Here is a 15,303-nt window from a genome sequence, read left to right as displayed (position 1 = left end):
CCACCCCATCAACCACCAGCCTGAGTTGGTGAGGGGCAACGAGCCTCCACGCAAGATAGATGGATCACGCGGTATGGGTCCCGGCCTTCGCCGGGACGACGGTGGGTGATCGTGTCGCGTCCCCTCTCCCGCTCCGACAATTGAGATGATACAGAGCGCTTCCCTCCTCGAAGCCGGAAGCTCTCCATGTCCACCGCCGTTTCTCCTCTCGCCCCGACAGACGTTCCCGATTTGCCCGCGATCGCGGGCGTCAGGCTTGCGACGGCGGCGGCCGGCATCCGCTACAAGGGGCGCACCGATGTGCTGCTCGCGGTGATGGAGAAGGGCACCACCGTCGCCGGTGTCTTCACCAAGTCCAAGTGCCCCTCGGCACCGGTCGAATGGTGCCGCGCCAAGCTCGGCAAGGGAGCTGCGCGCGCCCTGGTGGTCAATTCCGGCAACGCCAATGCCTTCACCGGCAAGACAGGCAAGCAGTCGACCGCGCTGACCGCGCAGATCGCCGCCAAGGCGGTCGGCTGCAGCGTCAATGAGGTGTTCCTGGCCTCCACCGGCGTGATCGGCGAGCCGCTCGATGCGACCAAGTTCGACGGGGTGCTGGCGACGCTGGCCGAGCAAGCTGCGCCCGACGACTGGATGAGCGCGGCGAAGGCGATCATGACCACCGACACCTTCCCGAAGGTCGCGACCGCGACCGTGAAGCTCGGCAAGGCCAAGGTGACGATCAACGGCATGGCCAAGGGCGCCGGCATGATCGCACCCGACATGGCGACGATGCTCTCCTTCATCTTCACCGACGCGCCGCTGTCATCGGCCGCGCTGCAGCAGCTCCTGAAGAGCGGCGTCGAAGACACCTTCAACGCCGTCACCATCGACGGCGACACCTCGACATCGGACACGCTATTGGCATTCGCGACCGGCACCGCCGCCGCGAACGGCGCGCCGAAGATCAGCCGCGCCAGCGATCCGCGCCTGAAAGCGTTTGCCAAGGCGTTCCGTGATGTGCTCGCCGACCTTTCCGAACAGGTGGCGCGTGACGGCGAAGGCGCGCGGAAACTGGTCGAGATCATCGTCGATGGCGCCACCACCAAGGCGTCGGCGCGCAAGATCGCGATGTCGGTGGCGAACTCGCCGCTGGTGAAGACCGCGATCGCCGGCGAGGACGCCAATTGGGGCCGCGTGGTGATGGCGGTCGGCAAGGCCGGCGAGCCCGCCAACCGCGACAAGCTCTCGATTTCCTTCAACGGCATCCGCGTCGCCAAGAGCGGCGCCCGCAATCCCTCCTACAACGAGGCGGAAGTGTCGCAGGCGATGAAGCAGCCGAAAATCCAGATCAAGGTCAACCTCGGCCTCGGCAAGGGCCGCGACCGCGTGCTGACCTGCGATCTCACCAAGGAATATGTCGCGATCAACGGCGATTATCGGTCGTGACGACGTAGGATGGGTAGAGCGAAGCGAAACCCATCATTCGTGCAGTAGCTCCGAAACTGATGGGTTTCGCTTCGCTCTACCCATCCTGCGATTCCGCCGTCATAACAATCCATGCGTGTGATGCATGACCGATATCAAACTCACCCTCGTGGTTGCCTGCGCGCTTGTTGATGCCGACAAGCGCGTGCTGCTGGCGCAGCGGCCTGCGGGCAAGCCGATGGCTGGTCTCTGGGAATTTCCCGGCGGCAAGGTCGAGGCAGGCGAACGGCCGGAAGCGACGCTGATCCGCGAATTGCACGAAGAACTCGGCATCACCGTCGCCGAGCCGTGCCTGGCGCCGCTGACCTTCGCGAGCCATGCCTACGAGACGTTTCACCTGCTGATGCCGCTCTATATCTGCCGGCGCTGGGACGGCATGGTGACGGCGCGCGAGGGACAGAACCTCGCCTGGGTCCGCGCCAACAAGTTGCGCGACTACGAGATGCCGGCGGCGGATATTCCGCTGATCCCACATCTGATCGATCTGCTGTTATAGGTGTGGACGAGGCGGGCCTCATGGTTCGAGACGCGCCGCAAGCGGCGCTCCTCACCATGAGGGTCTAAGATTCCGCCGCGAAATAGACCTCATCCTGAGGAGCCCGCCAAAGGCGGGCGTCTCGAAGGATGGGCCGCGAAGGAACCGCCCACCAAGTTCTATTTCTTATGCGATAGCCCTCCCCTTTCAGGGGAGGGTGAGAGGCGCTTCACCGCCTCTTCCAAACTAGCTTTCGCCGAACCCGGCCGCAGTGGTTTTTGCTGGCTTTCGTGCGGCGCCCAGCCGGACAGCCAAATCACGTCGAAGGTGGCGCGGATGCGGCCGTCAGGATCGGCGAAGCGTTCGGCATAGATTTGCGCCATCCGCAGCAGGGTGGCGCGGCGGCTCAGTGCGCGGCGCCGCTCGATCAGGATGTTGGTGGCGCCCATGCGCCGCAGTTCCTGCATCAGCGCGAACGCATTGTCGTAGCGCACCACGATGCGGTCGACATCGGTCACCGGCAACGCGAGGCCCGCACGCTGCAACAGCGCGCCGACGTCGCGCAGATCGGCGAATGGCGCAACGCGCGGCGACACCCCGCTTTCGCATTCGGCTTCGGCCGCCGCAAAGGATTGTCTGAGCTCGGTCAGCGTATCGCCGCCGATCATCGCCGCGAGCAACAGACCATCGGGCCTCAGCGCGCGACGGATCTGCGCGAGCACGCCGGGAAGATCGTTGACGAACTGGAAGGCGAGCGCGGAGACCGCGAGATCGAGCGATTGCGGCTGCAGCGGAAGGACTTCGGAAGCCTCGAATGTGACCTCGCGGACCGACTTGCATCGCTCGCGCACGAGATCATGCAGCGCGTTGCCCGGCGTCCAGATGTCGGCGGCATCGGCAAACTCCCGCGTGACCGCCTGCAACCGCTCGGCCATGTCCTCGGCGACGCGCTCGAGCAGGAAGGTGACCGGCGCGTTGCGCCGCGCGCGCTTCAGCCGGGCTGACAACAGCGAACGGTCGAACAACACAGGAGTGGTCGGGTTTGCGGCCATGCCGGTTGGTACGCCTTGCCTCCGTCGCTGGCAACGCAATGCTTGAGCTGACAGGTTCGCGGCGCTAGCCTCCCTTCATGGGCGCCGAAGCATCACCATCCCGCTCTATTGCAGGCCATCTGCGCGGCGCGCTGAGCGTTGCGCAGGGAGCATGGACGCATGCAGCACGGCTGATGCTCGACATCGCGCTGCCGACGCTGTGCGTTGCCTGCCGCGAGCCGGTCGATGGCGAGGGCGTCTGCGCCGCCTGCTGGGCCAAATTGTCGTTCATTGCACCACCGTTCTGCCCGCGGCTCGGCATTCCCTTCGTCTACGACCCGGGGCCGGAACTGTTGTCGATGGAGGCGATCGCCAATCCGCCGGCCTACCAGCGCGCCCGCGCCGCGGTGCGCTATGACGACGTCGCGCGCACGCTGGTGCACGCATTGAAATACCAGGACCGCACCGATCTGGCGCCAGCAATGGGCCGCTGGATGGCGCGGGCGGGGAAGGAATTGCTCAGCGACGCCGATGTTTTGGTACCAGTTCCCCTGCACTGGCGGCGCGGCTGGAGCCGGCGCTACAACCAATCCGGCGCGCTTGCCCGCGTCATTTCGCGCCAAAGCGGCGTCAACCTCGCCTCCGATGCGCGGCGCCGGGTGCGCTCGACCGAGCAGCAGGTCGGGTTGTCGCGGGCGCAGCGGGCGACCAACGTCCAGGGTGCGTTCAAGGTGGCGCCCGACCGGGCCGCCGAAGTCCAGGGCCGCCGCGTGATCCTGGTCGATGACGTCCTGACCTCGGGAGCGACGGTTGACGCCTGCGCGCGGGCGCTTCTGCGCGCCAAAGCCGCGCAGGTCGACGTGCTGGTATTCGCCCGGGTTGTCGATAGCCACAAAGGTCCCATATAATCCTGGACAAAATCACAACCGAGCGCGCCATGACCGCTGCAATTGAAATCTACACCCGCCCGGGCTGCGGCTACTGCTCCGCGGCCAAGTCGCTTCTGACCCGCAAGAAGGCGGCGTTCACCGAATTCAACATTGCCAGCGACGCGGCCTATCGCGACGAGATGTACGAGCGGGCCGGCGCCGGTTCGACCTTTCCGCAGATCTTCATCGGCAGCACCCATGTCGGCGGCTGCGACGAGCTCTATGCGCTCGACCGCGAGGGCAAGCTCGATGATCTCTTAACCAGCGAAGGCGTGGCCTGATGAGCGCCGACAGCACCTTCACCGCCGCCATGGTGCAGATGCGCACCTCGCTTCTGCCGGAGCCGAGTCTCGAGCAAGGCATGAAGCTGGTGCGCGAGGCGGCGGCGCAAGGCGCGGACTATGTGCTCACACCCGAAGTGAGCAACATGATGCAATTGAACCGCAAGGCGCTGTTCGAGCATCTGGCGACGGAAGAGGACGACAAGTCGCTAAAGGCCTATCGCGCGCTGGCCGCCGAATTGAAGATACATCTCCATATCGGCTCGCTAGCGCTGCGCTTCTCGCCGGAGAAGGCGGTGAACCGCTCTTTCCTGATCGGCCCGGACGGCAACCTGCTCGCCAGCTACGACAAGATCCATATGTTCGATATCGATCTGCCCGGCGGAGAGAGCTATCGCGAATCGGCCAATTACCAGCCGGGCGAGACCGCTGTCATTTCCGATCTGCCGTGGGGCCGGATCGGATTGACCATCTGCTACGACGTGCGCTTCCCGGCACTGTACCGTGCGCTGGCCGAAAGCGGCGCGTCCTTTCTCACCGTGCCGTCCGCCTTCACCCGCAAGACCGGCGAGGCGCATTGGCACATTCTGCTCCGCTCCCGTGCCATCGAGACCGGCTGCTTCGTGTTTGCCGCCGCGCAAGCCGGCCTGCACGAGAACAAGCGCGAGACCTATGGTCGTTCGCTGATCATCGACCCCTGGGGCGAGGTCCTCGCCGAGGGCGGCGTCGAGCCGGGCGTATTCCTGGCGAAGATCGATCCGGCCAAGGTCGAGACCGCGCGCAGGGCGATTCCTTCGCTGCAGCATGGGCGCCGCTTCACGGTCGCCGACCCCAAGGCAGGTCCGGAGCATCTGCACCTCGTCCGGGGCTCAGCATGATCCGCTACAACCTGCGCTGCGAACGGGGCCATGCTTTCGAAAGCTGGTTCCAGAGTTCGTCGGCTTATGATTCCCAGGTCCGCCGCAAGCTCGTGGCCTGCCCGACCTGCGGCACGTCAACGGTCGAGAAGGCGATCATGGCGCCGCAGATCGTCGGCAAGAAGGGCCGCGAAGCCGCGGCTCCCGCGCCGGCCGAGCAGCCGGCAGCAGCGCCAGCCGAATCCACACCGCTGATGATGGCGCAGGAGCGTGAGCTGCGCGCCAAGCTGAAGGAATTGCGCGACCACATCGTCCAGAACGCCGACAATGTCGGCGACCGCTTCCCCAACGAGGCGCGCAAGATGCATTACGGCGATATCGAGCACCGCCCGATCTACGGCGAAGCCTCGCCGGAGGAAGCGCGCTCGCTGATCGAGGAAGGCGTCGAAGTCTCGCCGCTGCCGGTGCTGCCGGACGACCGCAACTGATGCATCTCGTCATTCCGGGGCGATGCGAAGCATCGAACCCGGAATCTCGCGCCATCACCTCTGGATTCCGGGTTCATGCTTCGCATGCCCCGGAATGACAAGTTGATCAAGCCGCGATCAATAGCGCCACACCGATCACGATCAGGACGATGCCGGAAAGCTCGCGCGGCGAGATCGGCTGCTTGAACGAATAGTACGCCACGCCTTGCGCGAACAAGACCTCGATCAGCGCCAATGTTCGCACGTTCGCCGCCGCCGTCAGCGCGAAGGCAAGGAACCAGAATTGCGAGGCGAACGCGCCCATGAAGCCCGCCAGCATCGACGGCCGCCATAATCCGAAGATCGCCTTGAGCACGCCGGGCGCGCGCAGCAAGAGATAGATCGACAGCACCAGCGTCTGCACGAACAGGCCGAACACCAGCGTATAGGACGATGCCGTCACGAAGGAGACGCCGGGCACCGCGATGATCGCGCCGCGAAAGCCGATCGCCGAGAGCGCGAAGGCGGCCGCCGCGACGAGGCCCATGATGGTCGGCCTCAGCTCCGCAAACCCCTTCTCGCCTCCGGGCCGCAGCGCGGTGATGACGACGCCGATGGTCGCGATCAGGATCGCGATGACCTTCAATAAGGTGAGGTGATCGCCGAGGAAGACGAAGCCGAAGATCGCGGTCTGGATCGCCTCGGTCTTCAGATAGGCCGTCGTCACCACGAAGGAGCGCTCGTTCATCGCCAGCAGCATCAAGCCGGTGCCGACGATCTGGCTGAGCGCGCCGAGCAACAGCCACGGCCAGAACACCGCTGGCGGCCACGGAACGGAATCGCCGGTTGCCGCGATGACCAGCGCAAAGAACAGGATCGAGAACGGAAAGCCGAACAGGAAGCGGATATTGGTCGCGCCCCAGGTCCCGAGCGGCCCGGTCAGCGACCGCTGCATCGCATTGCGCGCGACCTGCCCGAGCGCGGCGACGATGGTGAAGGGAATCCAGAGCGAGGAAATCGTTAGCATGTGCGGGAGAATCGCGAGCGGGCTGGGAAAACGGTCTCACCGTGGCGGCCGCCGCGGGCGCGGTCAACCGGAACAGCGCATGACAGGATTGCGCTCGGACCGCACGCCGTCCGCGTGGCAAGCAGCTCCTACCCCTCCTCCGCGACCACCATGTAGTTCACGTCCATATCGGAGGAGATGTTCCATTTGTCGGCGAGCGGGTTGTAGACCACGCCGGCCTGGTCGGTGATGGTGAGGTGGTTGTCTTGCAGGTGATGCGCGAGTTCGTCGGGGGTGACGAACTTGCTCCATTGATGGGTGCCGCGCGGCAGCCAGCGCAGCACGTATTCGGCGCCGACGATCGCGAGTGCAAAGCTCTTCCAGTTGCGGTTCAACGTCGAGAGCACCATCAGCCCGCCGGGCTTGAGCATCGCCGTACAGCGCTTTACGAACACGCCGACGTCGGTGACGTGCTCGACGACCTCCATCGCCAGCACGATGTCGAAGCGCTCGCGCGCGTCCATTTCTTCCACTGTGGTGCAGCGGTAGTCGATCGCCAGGTGCCCCTTGTCGGCATGCAATTTCGCGGCGGCGATGTTGGTGGCGGAAGGATCGATCCCGATCACCTGCGCGCCGAGCCGGGCCAGCGGCTCGCACAGCAGCCCGGCGCCGCAGCCGATATCGAGGGTGCGCAAGCCGGACAAACAGCTCAGGCTCCTGACGTTGCGGTCGAACTTGCGGCAGGCGGCATCGCGGATATAGCCCAGCCGCAACGGATTGATCTTATGCAACGGCGCCATCTTGCCGTGCGGGTCCCACCACTCCGCCGAGAGTTTTGAGAATTTCGCGACCTCGGCCGGATCGACCGTGGTGCCGGAAAAGTCAGATTGCATGGCCATGATGCGCGCGCCCCTATCGCGCCGTGATGGAATTGCGGAACGCCAGCGGCGAGGCGATCGTCGGAATGTCCTGCTCTGCCTCGCCAACGCTGAAAATCGTTACGTCGCCGTAGTTGAGAATACGCCCCAGAATGGATTGCTCTACATTGACACTGGCGATCTTGTCCAAACTCATCTCGATGGTCTTCCGCCGTATGAAGCCGGTCTTGTGCACGACCCGCAGATTGGTGACGTCGGTTTCGGTGGTCCAGTGGTGGATTCCCGCAGTCACGGTCTTGTAAAGCGCCGCGATCGCCGCCAGAGCAGCCATCACCAGGCACAAAACTGCCGGCGCGCCAGTCGGAACCATGTACGAGAGGACCAGGAACACGATCGCTACGACCCAGCCGGCAATTGCCGGCAGGAAGAAGATCCAGTGCGCATTGGTCGAATACAGCACCCTCTCGCCGGGCTGCAGGATCTCGTCGATAAACCGCCCCATACAAACGCCTCAGTTACCACCGCGTCATAGCCACCCGCGCCCCCGCCACGGACGGCGCCAGGAACCCGCTTGCCCCCGGCCGCTTCGCTATGTATACGCGCGTTTCAGCCCCCGCGCTTGGATTAAAGCGCGGGCACTCTACCGATCCTCACAAGGAATGCACGCGTCGTCATGGGCCGCCTCGTGATGAAATTCGGCGGCACCTCCGTCGCCAATATCGACCGAATCCGCAACGTCGCACGCCATGTCAAACGCGAGGTCGATGCCGGCCACGACGTCGCCGTGGTGGTCTCCGCGATGTCCGGCAAGACCAATGAGCTGGTGGCCTGGTGCAGCGAGGCTTCCCCGATGCACGACGCACGCGAATATGACGCCGTCGTCGCCTCCGGCGAGCAGGTCACCTCGGGCCTCCTCGCGATCACGCTGCAGAGCATGGGCATCCAGGCGCGCTCCTGGCAGGGCTGGCAGATCCCGATCAAGACCTCCGACGCGCACGCCTCGGCGCGTATCCTCGATATCGACGGCACCGAGATCATGAACCGCTTCAAGGAGCGGAAGGAGGTCGCGGTCATCGCCGGTTTCCAGGGCATCAGCCCCGAGACCGGCCGCATCACCACGCTCGGCCGCGGCGGTTCCGATACCTCGGCGGTGGCGATCGCGGCGGCGGTCCGGGCCGACCGCTGCGACATCTATACCGACGTCGACGGCGTCTACACCACCGACCCCCGCGTGGTGCCGAAGGCGCGGCGGCTCGAGAAAATCGCGTTCGAAGACATGCTGGAATTGGCCTCTCAGGGCGCCAAGGTTCTTCAGGTGCGCTCGGTGGAACTCGGCATGGTGCACAACATGCCAATCTTCGTCCGATCCAGCTTCGACAAGCCTGAAGATATCGACCCGCACGGCACGCCGCCGGGAACGCTGATCTGCAGCGAGGAGGAAATCATGGAAATGCACGTCGTCACTGGCATCGCCTTCTCCAAGGACGAAGCTCAGATTTCCGTGCGCCAGATCGAGGACAAGCCGGGGGTGGCAGCAGCGATCTTCGGCCCGCTCGCGGACGCCAACATCAATGTCGACATGATCGTGCAGAACGTCTCCGAGGACGGCAAGACCACCGACCTGACCTTCACCGTTCCGGCGACCGACTATGGCCGCGCCCGCGACACCATCACCGCGGCCAAGAGCAAGATCGGCTACCAGCGCTTCGACAGCGCCACCGACGTCGCGAAAGTCTCTGTCATCGGCAGCGGCATGCGCAGCCATGCCGGTGTCGCCGCCAAGGCCTTTGCCGCGCTCGCCGCGCGCAACATCAACATCCGCGCCATCACCACTTCCGAGATCAAGTTCTCGGTGCTGATCGATGCCGCCTATACCGAGCTCGCGGTACGCACACTGCACACGCTGTACGGTCTCGATCAGGCCTGAGGGTGCGTTCCCTCCACCTCGAAAGCCCGTAGCCCGGGTGGAGCGAAAGCGTAACCCGGGCACTTCGCCTCAACATTGACGAGCGGTCCCGGGTTGCGCTGCGCTTCACCCGGGCTACGGGCTGCGGGCCTGTTCCAACGGCGTCCTGAGCCCACATTTCTCGCTGTTGCGAGCAAGAATTTCTCTTAGCTACCGCAGCATTGGGCTGACAGAGACGTTATATCTTTTGGCAGGCGTTTTGCTTGGCAAAACAAGCCTCGATTGGCTATACGGCCTGATCGGAGGGTGCCGCGAACTGTGTCACACTCTTGGCGAATCCGATTCGGCAGGGTTGCGAGCTTGCGGCGGCGCCGATGGATAAAATTGTTGGATTAGTCGAGTTTCTCGCCAGTTACCGGCCACACGGCCTGCTGGTCATGTGGGGGAGGGTTTCAACCTATGCGGAGCGCTTCGGGAGGTCCCCGCGTCCTGTTGAGACGGCTCCGCGAAACCATGGCGGAGCAGGTCTCGGCCCAGGAGCGGCTGGACAAGATCGTGGTCCTGATCGCGGCCAATATGGTGGCCGAGGTCTGCTCGGTCTATGTGCTGCGCGTCGATAACACCCTCGAGCTCTACGCCACCGAAGGTCTGAACCGCGACGCCGTCCACAGGACGGTGCTCAGCGCCCATGAGGGCCTGGTCGGCCTCGTCGCCAGCGAGGCCACGCCGCTCAATTTGAGCGACGCGCAAAGCCACCCGGCCTTCTCCTACCGCCCGGAGACCGGCGAAGAAATCTACCACTCCTTCCTCGGCGTGCCGATCCTGCGCGCCGGCAACACGCTTGGCGTGCTGGTGGTGCAGAACCGCGCCAAGCGCACTTATGTCGAGGAAGAGGTCGAGGCGCTGCAGACCACCGCCATGGTGCTGGCGGAGATGATCGCCTCGGGCGAACTGGCGGCGCTGGCGCAACCGGGCGCCGAGCCGGCGGCGCGGCATTCGCTGCACAAGACCGGCGCCATTCTCTCCGAAGGCATCGCGCTCGGCCATGTCGTGCTGCACGAGCCGCGCGTCGTCATCACCAACTATATCGCCGAGGATCTGCCGAAGGAGATCAAGCGGCTGGATGCGGCGCTGACCAAGCTGCGCGCCGATCTCGACCGCCTCCTGGAGCGCGGCGACGTCGCCGATGGCGGCGAGCATCGCGACGTGCTGGAAGCCTATCGCATGTTCGCCAACGACCAGGGCTGGTCGCACAAGCTGCATGAGGCAGTTGCCACCGGCCTCACCGCTGAAGCCGCGGTCGAGCGCGTACAGTCCGACACCCGCGCGCGCATGCTGCGTTCGACCGATCCATACTTGCGCGACCGGCTGCATGACCTCGAGGATCTCGGCCATCGCCTGATGCGGCAGCTCGTCGGCCAGGACCACGCGCCGTCACGCGAACAATTGCCCGACAACGCGATCCTGATTGCGCGCGCGATGGGCCCGGCGGCGCTGCTCGACTATGACCGCAAGCGATTGCGGGGCCTGGTGCTGGAGGAAGGCACCGCCAATTCCCACGTCTCGATCGTGGCGCGCGCGCTCGGCATTCCCGCGGTCGGCGAAGTGCCGAACGCGCCCGGCATTGCCGATCCCGGCGACGCCATCATCGTCGATGGCATCTCGGGCGAGATCTATGTCCGCCCGTCGTCGGAGATCGAGTCGGCCTACGCCGAGCGGGTCCGCTTCCGCGCGCGGCGGCAGGCGCAATATTCGGCGCTGCGCGACAAGCCCTGCGTGACCAAGGACGGCCAGCCGATCGAGCTTCTGATCAACGCCGGACTCACCATCGACCTGCCGCATATCGATGACACCGGGAGCGCCGGCATCGGCCTGTTCCGCACCGAGCTGCAGTTCATGGTGAGCCCGAACCTGCCGCGCTCCAGCGACCAGCTCGCGCTCTATCGCACCGTGCTGGATGCAGCGGGATCGAAGCCCGTCACGTTTCGCACGCTCGACATTGGCGGCGACAAGGCGCTGCCCTATATGGAGACCGTCGTCGAGGAGAACCCGGCGCTCGGCTGGCGCGCGATCCGGCTCGGCCTCGACCGCCCGGGACTGTTGCGCGGCCAGATCCGCGCGCTGCTCCGCGCCGCCGGCGGCCGCGCGCTGAAGATCATGTTTCCGATGATCTCGGACGTTACCGAGTTCGATCAGGCCAAGGCCATTGTCGAGCGTGAACTGACTTATCTGCGCCAGCACGGCCATTCGCTGCCCGAGCGCGTCGATGTCGGCACCATGGTCGAGGTTCCGGCGCTGCTCTACCAGCTCGACGAGCTGTTGAAGCGGGTCGACTTCCTCTCGGTCGGGTCGAACGACCTGTTCCAGTTCCTGTTCGCGGTCGACCGCGGCAACGCCAAGGTCTCGGAACGGTTCGACACCCTGTCCGCGCCGATCCTGCGCGCGCTGCGCGACATCGTGCGCAGGGCGCAGGGCTGCAGGAAGGTTGCCTCGCTGTGTGGCGAGATGGCATCGAAGCCGATCGGCGCGCTGGCGCTGATCGCGATTGGCTACCGCTCGCTGTCACTGTCGGCGACCGCGCACGGTCCGGTGAAGGCGATGATCATAGAGCTCGACGCGCAAAAGGCCGAAGCGATGATCAACCCGCTTCTGGACGCGCCGGCCGGCAGCGTGTCGATCCGCGAGAAGCTGACGGAATTTGCGGAAGCCGAAGGGCTCACCTTGTAGCGACGCTCTCCTCGACGACGCCGCCCCTTGCCCTTTCCGTTATTTGAGAACCACCCATGCTGCCCGAAGCCAAACTCGATGTCCTGCTCGCCCATCATGCCTCGCTCGAGGCCGAGCTGCTCGGCCAGGTGAATTCGGAGCGCTATGTCCAGATCACCCGCGAGCTCGCCGAGCTCAATCCGCTGATCGAGGCAGTGAAGGCCTATCGCGCTGCGCGGACCGAGCTCGCCGACACCCAGAGCCTGATCGCCGATCCCGCCACCGAGCCCGACATGCGCGGCATGGCGGAGGCCGAGCTCGAGACGCTGCATGCGCGGCTTGCCGAGCTCGAACAGAATATCCGCATCGCGCTGTTGCCGAAGGACGCCATGGACGACCGCAACGTCGTGCTGGAAATCCGCGCCGGCACCGGCGGCGACGAGGCTTCGCTGTTCGCGGGCGACCTGTTCCGCATGTATGAGCGCTTCGCCGCGCTGCAGGGCTGGAAGGTCGAGGTGATCTCGGCGAGCGAGGGCACGGTCGGCGGCTACAAGGAAATCATCGCCGAGGTGCAGGGCCGCGGCGCGTTCGCGAAACTGAAATTCGAATCCGGCGTGCATCGGGTGCAGCGCGTGCCCGATACCGAGACGCAGGGGCGTATCCACACCTCCGCCGCCACGGTGGCCGTGCTGCCGGAGGTCGAGGACGTCGACGTCGACATCAAGAACGAGGACTTAAGGATCGAGACCATGCGGGCGCAGGGCGCGGGCGGCCAGCACGTCAACAAGACGGAATCGGCGATCCGCATCACCCATATCCCGACCGGCATCGTGGTGATGATGCAGGACAGCCGCTCGCAGCACAAGAACCGGGCGTCGGCGATGAACATCCTGCGCTCGCGCATCTACGATGCCGAGCGCCAGCGCGCCGACGCGGCACGCTCCGCCGACCGCAAGGAGAAGGTCGGCTCCGGCGACCGCAGCGAGCGCATCCGCACCTATAATTTTCCGCAAGGACGCGTCACCGATCACCGCATCAACCTGACGCTCTACAAATTGCCGCAGGTGATCTCGGGCGAAGCGCTCGGCGAATTGACCGACGCGCTGATCACCGAGCATCAGGCGGCGCAACTCGCCGCGCAGGGGGCTGCGGCGTGAGGACTCCCGTAGCCCGGATGGAGCGCAGCGTAATCCGGGGCCAGCGGGCCGGGCTGCACGAATCCCGGATTGCGCTGCGCTCCATCCGGGCTACGGGCGATGAGTGAGTTTGCCGGGCAATCTGTCGAGACAGCACGACGCGCGCTCGCGGCACGCTTCAAATCGGCGGCGATCGATTCGGCCGAGCTCGATGCGCGCATGCTGCTCGGCGCCGTGCTCCGTCTCGATCTCACCGGCATGATCACGGCAGCGAGCCGAACGCTGACGGAGAACGAAGCAGCAGAACTGGAAGCGTTCGCACGCCGTCGCCTCGCTGGCGAGCCGGTCGCGCGCATCCTCGGGCAAAAGGAATTCTGGGGACTGCCGCTAAAACTCTCCGCCGCGACATTGGTGCCGCGGCCCGACACCGAGACCGTGGTCGAACTCGCGCTGCAGATCCTGCGCGCGGACGGAGCTTTGGGAAAGCCGCTGCGGATCGCCGATCTCGGCACCGGCACTGGTGCAATCCTGCTGGCGCTGCTCTCCGAGCTTCCTGCGGCCACGGGCTACGGCACCGACATCAGCACGGAGGCGCTCGAGACGGCGCGCGCCAATGCGTTGGCGTTAGGCATTGAGAAGCGCGCAACCTTCATCGCCTGCGACTACGCATCGGGCCTCTCCGGCCGCTTCGACCTGATCGTGTCGAACCCGCCCTATATACCATCCGCTGATATTGCCGACCTCGCCGTCGAGGTGCGCGAACACGACCCGCTTGCCGCGCTCGATGGCGGCGACGACGGATTGGATGCCTATCGCGTGCTGATCCCGCAGGCCGCCGGTCTGCTCGCCCCTGGCGCCACCCTGGTTGTCGAATCAGGCATCAGCCAGAGCGAGGCGATTGAAGCTTTGATGACGGCCGCAGGGCTCGTCCCGGCCGGTCCGCCGAGGGCCGATCTGGCAGGCATCCCGCGGGCAGTAGCGGGCCGCAAATTGCCGCGATAAAGTCCTATTGGAACGCAAAAAAACCTCTTGGAATATCCCCCGGGAACGACTACGTTCCGCTTATGACATCGGTTTGGCCCCGTAGCCGTTAACGGGTGAAGACCAGGGTTCTCGCCGAGAGCCCGCCGATCAAAGGTTCCAAAACGCAGGTCTGTGTGAGCGCAATAGCCGGGGCTGTGCTGCTCTCGACCGCCAAGCGAACGAAAGCCTGTTATTGCGCTTGAAGACTTACGTGAGAGAACTGGGCTTGCGTGGCAAGCTGAATAATTGATCCGCAGGCCGACCGGCCGGCGGTTGGGGAACGCGTCTTTGCTCAACGCGATGGTTGGCGAACTTTGGCATTGATCCAGATGGCATCGTGATTCGGTGCGCGCGATGGCGCGCGCCGGCTGGACGGGCAACCTCCACCACAACGGCAATTTCAACGCTGGTAACTTACAACGCTGGTAACTTAGGGCTGGAATAAAAGGCAAGACATGAGAAACGGTCAAAACAACAAGCGGATGCGTAACCGGAATAACAATAACAACAATAACAACAATAACCGGCGCGGTCAGAACCCGTTGACGCGGGTGTTTGAATCGAACGGACCCGACATCAAGATCCGTGGCACCGCTTCCCACGTTGCGGAAAAATACGTTCAGCTCGCGCGCGATGCACGCTCTTCCGGCGATCCGGTCGCCGCCGAGAACTACTATCAGCATGCCGAACATTACTTCCGCATCATCGCCGCGGCCCAGGAACAGCTTCGGCAGAATCAGCAGCAGCCGCCCCGCGTCGACAACAACGATGTGTCGACGACCGATGAGGGCGACGATGACGACAGCTATTCGAGCTTCGGGCAGGAGCCCGGCTTCGCGCCGCAACCGCCCTATGCACGCGAAAACAGTCAGCAGCCCTATCAGCGCGAGCAGCAGCAGCCGCGAGAGCATCGCGAGCGCGAACATCGTCCGCAGCCGCAGTATCAACCGCCGCCGCAGAACCAGCCGCAGCCGATGATCGCTGACAATGGCGGCGTCGACCGCCTGCCCTCCTTCATCACCGGCGGCGCGCAGCCGCAAGTCAATGGCAATCATGAAGGCAATGGCAGCGGAGAACGCAGCGAACGTAGCGAGCGCTTCCCGCGCCGCCGCCGCCGCCCGCACAGCCCGCGCCCCGACGC

At 64.9% G+C, this 15,303-nt stretch carries 15 protein-coding genes; 11 read left to right on the top strand and 4 right to left on the bottom strand.

All coding sequences use genetic code 11. The annotated features are described in order from the left end of the window. Positions 1–186: 186 nt before the first annotated feature. Positions 187–1,428 carry a bifunctional glutamate N-acetyltransferase/amino-acid acetyltransferase ArgJ gene (gene argJ / locus CWO89_RS28445; protein ID WP_130581909.1) on the top strand — a complete coding sequence of 414 codons (1,242 nt, stop codon included), beginning with the start codon at positions 187–189 and terminating at the stop codon, positions 1,426–1,428. Between the two features lie 124 nt (positions 1,429–1,552). Further along, on the top strand, positions 1,553–1,963 hold the full coding sequence (locus tag CWO89_RS28440) for a (deoxy)nucleoside triphosphate pyrophosphohydrolase (RefSeq protein ID WP_027581863.1): 411 nt from the start codon (positions 1,553–1,555) through the stop codon (positions 1,961–1,963). 158 nt (positions 1,964–2,121) lie between these two features. Here the strand turns inward: CWO89_RS28440 and CWO89_RS28435 are convergent, their stop codons facing one another. Continuing rightward, complete coding sequence (locus CWO89_RS28435; RefSeq protein WP_130581908.1) at positions 2,122–2,994, bottom strand: methyltransferase domain-containing protein; 873 nt, start codon at positions 2,992–2,994, stop codon at positions 2,122–2,124. A 77-nt stretch (positions 2,995–3,071) separates the two neighbouring features. On the opposite strand from CWO89_RS28435, the gene CWO89_RS28430 reads away from it, so the two are divergent. The 4 genes from CWO89_RS28430 to CWO89_RS28415 are packed head-to-tail and all read left to right on the top strand — an operon-like array spanning position 3,072 to position 5,528. Then, positions 3,072–3,881 carry a ComF family protein gene (locus tag CWO89_RS28430; protein ID WP_130581907.1) on the top strand — a complete coding sequence of 270 codons (810 nt, stop codon included), beginning with the start codon at positions 3,072–3,074 and terminating at the stop codon, positions 3,879–3,881. 29 nt (positions 3,882–3,910) lie between these two features. Then, the gene (gene grxC / locus CWO89_RS28425) at positions 3,911–4,183 is read left to right on the top strand and encodes a glutaredoxin 3 (protein WP_130581906.1); all 273 of its coding nucleotides are present in this window, start codon (positions 3,911–3,913) and stop codon (positions 4,181–4,183) included. Next, the gene (locus tag CWO89_RS28420; protein ID WP_130581905.1) at positions 4,183–5,061 is read left to right on the top strand and encodes a carbon-nitrogen hydrolase family protein; all 879 of its coding nucleotides are present in this window, start codon (positions 4,183–4,185) and stop codon (positions 5,059–5,061) included. The genes grxC and CWO89_RS28420 overlap by 1 nt, the downstream gene beginning before the upstream one ends. Further along, positions 5,058–5,528: a DUF1178 family protein gene (locus tag CWO89_RS28415; RefSeq protein WP_130581904.1), complete on the top strand. Its 471-nt coding sequence runs from the start codon at positions 5,058–5,060 to the stop codon at positions 5,526–5,528. The genes CWO89_RS28420 and CWO89_RS28415 overlap by 4 nt, the downstream gene beginning before the upstream one ends. A 106-nt stretch (positions 5,529–5,634) precedes the next feature. Here the strand turns inward: CWO89_RS28415 and CWO89_RS28410 are convergent, their stop codons facing one another. The 3 genes from CWO89_RS28410 to CWO89_RS28400 all read right to left on the bottom strand — a co-directional run bounded on the left by CWO89_RS28410 (position 5,635) and on the right by CWO89_RS28400 (position 7,893). Then, complete coding sequence (locus tag CWO89_RS28410; protein ID WP_130581903.1) at positions 5,635–6,534, bottom strand: EamA family transporter; 900 nt, start codon at positions 6,532–6,534, stop codon at positions 5,635–5,637. 128 nt (positions 6,535–6,662) lie between these two features. After that, positions 6,663–7,412: a bifunctional 2-polyprenyl-6-hydroxyphenol methylase/3-demethylubiquinol 3-O-methyltransferase UbiG gene (ubiG, locus tag CWO89_RS28405; RefSeq protein WP_130581902.1), complete on the bottom strand. Its 750-nt coding sequence runs from the start codon at positions 7,410–7,412 to the stop codon at positions 6,663–6,665. A 13-nt stretch (positions 7,413–7,425) separates the two neighbouring features. Further along, the gene (locus CWO89_RS28400) at positions 7,426–7,893 is read right to left on the bottom strand and encodes a PH domain-containing protein (protein WP_130581901.1); all 468 of its coding nucleotides are present in this window, start codon (positions 7,891–7,893) and stop codon (positions 7,426–7,428) included. Positions 7,894–8,064: 171 nt separating this feature from the next. Between CWO89_RS28400 and CWO89_RS28395 the strand changes: the two genes are divergently transcribed. The 5 genes from CWO89_RS28395 to CWO89_RS28375 all read left to right on the top strand — a co-directional run. Continuing rightward, positions 8,065–9,318 carry an aspartate kinase gene (locus CWO89_RS28395; protein ID WP_130581900.1) on the top strand — a complete coding sequence of 418 codons (1,254 nt, stop codon included), beginning with the start codon at positions 8,065–8,067 and terminating at the stop codon, positions 9,316–9,318. Positions 9,319–9,756: 438 nt separating this feature from the next. Then, positions 9,757–12,024: a phosphoenolpyruvate--protein phosphotransferase gene (gene ptsP, locus CWO89_RS28390; protein ID WP_130581899.1), complete on the top strand. Its 2,268-nt coding sequence runs from the start codon at positions 9,757–9,759 to the stop codon at positions 12,022–12,024. A 56-nt stretch (positions 12,025–12,080) separates the two neighbouring features. Further along, entirely contained in the window at positions 12,081–13,160 is a 1,080-nt protein-coding gene (prfA, locus tag CWO89_RS28385; protein ID WP_130581898.1) for a peptide chain release factor 1, read from the top strand. A gap of 99 nt (positions 13,161–13,259) precedes the next feature. Beyond that, positions 13,260–14,141 carry a peptide chain release factor N(5)-glutamine methyltransferase gene (gene prmC, locus CWO89_RS28380; protein WP_130581897.1) on the top strand — a complete coding sequence of 294 codons (882 nt, stop codon included), beginning with the start codon at positions 13,260–13,262 and terminating at the stop codon, positions 14,139–14,141. 476 nt (positions 14,142–14,617) lie between these two features. Then, on the top strand, positions 14,618–15,303 hold a 686-nt coding region (locus CWO89_RS28375), incomplete at its 3' end, for a DUF4167 domain-containing protein (RefSeq protein ID WP_130581896.1).

The organism is Bradyrhizobium sp. Leo170, assembly GCF_004296405.1.
Classification (GTDB): domain Bacteria; phylum Pseudomonadota; class Alphaproteobacteria; order Rhizobiales; family Xanthobacteraceae; genus Bradyrhizobium.
Note: the sequence above shows the minus strand (reverse complement) of the source record. Positions and strands in the feature narration are given on the sequence as shown.